Origin of the sequence: Yoonia sp. (assembly GCF_030731595.1) — a bacterium.
GTDB lineage: Bacteria > Pseudomonadota > Alphaproteobacteria > Rhodobacterales > Rhodobacteraceae > Yoonia.
The window spans coordinates 1-2,475 of the sequence record NZ_JANQTS010000109.1 but is presented as its reverse complement, the minus strand read 5'-3'; the positions used below and the strand labels follow the sequence as shown (position 1 = coordinate 2,475).

Genomic DNA, 2,475 nt, shown 5'->3' with positions numbered 1-2,475 from the left:
AAGACCTCGGTCCATTCATCGAACGGCAGGTTGGAGGTGATGACGATGGAGCCGCGCTCGTAGCGTTGGGAGATGACCTCGAAGAGCAGCTCGGCGCCGGTCTTGCTGAGCGGCACGAAGCCGAGTTCGTCGATGATCAGCAGGTCCTGGCTGACCAGCAGCTTTTGCAGACGCTGTAGCCGACGTTCATCGACCGCCTCGATCAGCTCGTGAACCAGAGCGGCCGCGGTCGTGAAGCGAACCTTGAGGCCCTTCTGGCAGGCCGCCAGCCCCAGCCCCAAGGCGACGTGCGTCTTGCCTGTTCCAGACGGTCCGAGGGCGATGACGTTCTCGCGTCGGTCGACGAAGGCGCAGCGGGCGAGTTCCATGGTCAGGACCTTGTTGACCGAGGGGATGACCTTGAAGTCGAAGCTGTCCAGGCTCTTGGTCGCGGGGAACTTCGCCGCCTTGATCCGGCGTTCGATCATCCGCCGCTCCCGCTCGATCAACTCAAGTTCACAGAGCCGTAGCAGGTATTGCACATGGTCCTTGTTCTCGGCCGCACACTGCCGGGCCAGCTTGTCGTACTCGCTGGAAAACGTCGGCAGGCGGAGCTTCTTGAGATGATGCTGCAGCAGAACCTGTGGGGTGTCGGTCATGCCGCCACCCCGGACATCAGGCTCATATAGCTGGCCGGGTCCGTGGTCTCGACCTGTGCCCTGGGCAGGTAGGGATAGATATCGAGATCGAGCCGCGGTGGGCGCCTTTCGATCCGGCACAGCACGAGATGCTTGACCGCATCGTAGCCAATGGCGCCGAGATCGAGCGCCTGCCTAACGGCACCGTGGACGTGGCCCATCTCGAACGTCTCGAGCAGTCGCAGAACCTGGACGTATTCTCGCTTGCCCTTCTTTCCCATCCGGCCCTCGAGCAGCCGGCGAAGGGTGGTGAACTCATCGGGCAGGTCCCAGCCCTGCAGTGGTGCCGCCTGGTCGAGGGCACCGACCTTTTGTTCCAGGAGCGCCAGGAAGTGCATCGGGTCGAAGACCATGTCGGCCTTCTCGTAGGACCGCGGGTGCCGGGCGATCTCCTCCGCGCCGCAGCCGATGACAACTTCGTCGACATAGCCGCGGACATGCACCTCGTGATGGGCGTAGGCCACCGGCACCGAGTAGTCGTTGCACCGGTAGCGCACCATCGAGATCGACGTGGCCCGGGTGCTGATCTTCTCACAGGCGTCGTAGGGGGCCGACGGCAGGACCATCAGGGCATCCAGATCACGCAGCAGCCTCTGGCCGATCGTCTCGTCGTGACCCCGCAGCACTTCGTCCTGGCGCTTGAGGCACTGCTCCTCCAGCCAGGCGTTCAGCGCCTCGAAGCTCTCGAAGCGGGGCATCGGTACCAGGTAGTTGCGCCGGCCGAGACCGACCACGCCCTCGACGTGACCTTTGTCGTTGCCCTTGCCCGGCCGACCGAACCTGTCCTCGAACAGGTAATGCGACTGCAACTCCGAGAAGGTTATGGTCCGTTCCCGTTTCCCGTCGCCGCATATCTTCGCCACTGCGATCGTGGTGTTGTCATACAGCATCGACAACGGCACGCCGCCGAAGAACGCAAAGGCCGAGACGTGTCCATCGCAGAACGCTTCGGTCGTCTCCCCGGGGAAGGCCTTGATAAACAGCGCGTCCGAGTGCGGCAGGGCCATCGCGAAGTAGTGCAGCTTGCACACAACCCCGCCGATCTCCCCGAGCGCCTCGCCGAAGTCCACCTGGGCATGCCCGGGCGGATGCACCAGCGGCACGAAAACCTCACGCGTCCGGCGTTTCCGCTCACGCACATAGTCGGTGACGATCGTGATGCCGCCCGTGAACCCGTGTTCGTCACGGAGCCGCTCAAAAATCCGCTTCGCCGTATGCCGCTGTTTCTTCAGCTGGCTTTTGTCGTCTTCAAGAATCTGGTCGATGATTGGAATGAAGGGATCGAGCTTCGGTCGGACCGGAGGCTGCGAGCGACGATATCCCGGCGGCACCGAGTGCTCCAGAATCTTCGCGACCGTCTTGCGGTGGATCCCGAAAAGCCGCGCTGCTGCGCTCTTGTTCATCCCGTCGATGTGGCACGCCCGGCGCACCCGACTGTAAAGTTCCACGGAATACATCTCCCCGCCCCCAGCTCGTTGCTTCGGGCGCAAAGTGCGGAATTTTACTCCGCGACGGTCAGACCACCTGACCGATTCCGCTGGCCATTTTGTCTCCGGGATTCACAAGGTGGCCGGTCAGAAGGGCTTTGACTTCACCCTTGTCCATTTGCTCGCGGATTTTGTGCCCCATCCGCCAAGCGGTTTTGTAGGTGACGCCCAGTTGCCGCGGGAGTTCTTTGCCGCTCACGCCGTGGCGGGTCGTGACAAAGAGGTAGATCGCGTAAAACCAGATTTGCAGGGGGGTGCGGGTGTCTTGAAATATCGTGCCTGCGGTGGGATAAAGTTGATCTCCGCAAGCG

General features: G+C 62.4%; 2 protein-coding genes and 1 pseudogene. All 3 read right to left on the bottom strand.

The window, feature by feature from the left end; genetic code table 11:
• Positions 1–638: IS21-like element helper ATPase IstB (gene istB, locus NWQ23_RS13735; protein WP_306166951.1), on the bottom strand; the 638-nt coding region annotated here is incomplete at its 3' end.
• Positions 635–2,134, bottom strand: a complete 1,500-nt coding sequence (istA, locus tag NWQ23_RS13730; RefSeq protein ID WP_306166950.1) for an IS21 family transposase — start codon at positions 2,132–2,134, stop codon at positions 635–637. The genes istA and istB, both read right to left, overlap by 4 nt.
• 106 nt (positions 2,135–2,240) lie before the next feature.
• Positions 2,241–2,475, bottom strand: a pseudogene (locus tag NWQ23_RS13725) (IS1595 family transposase); the annotation flags it as partial.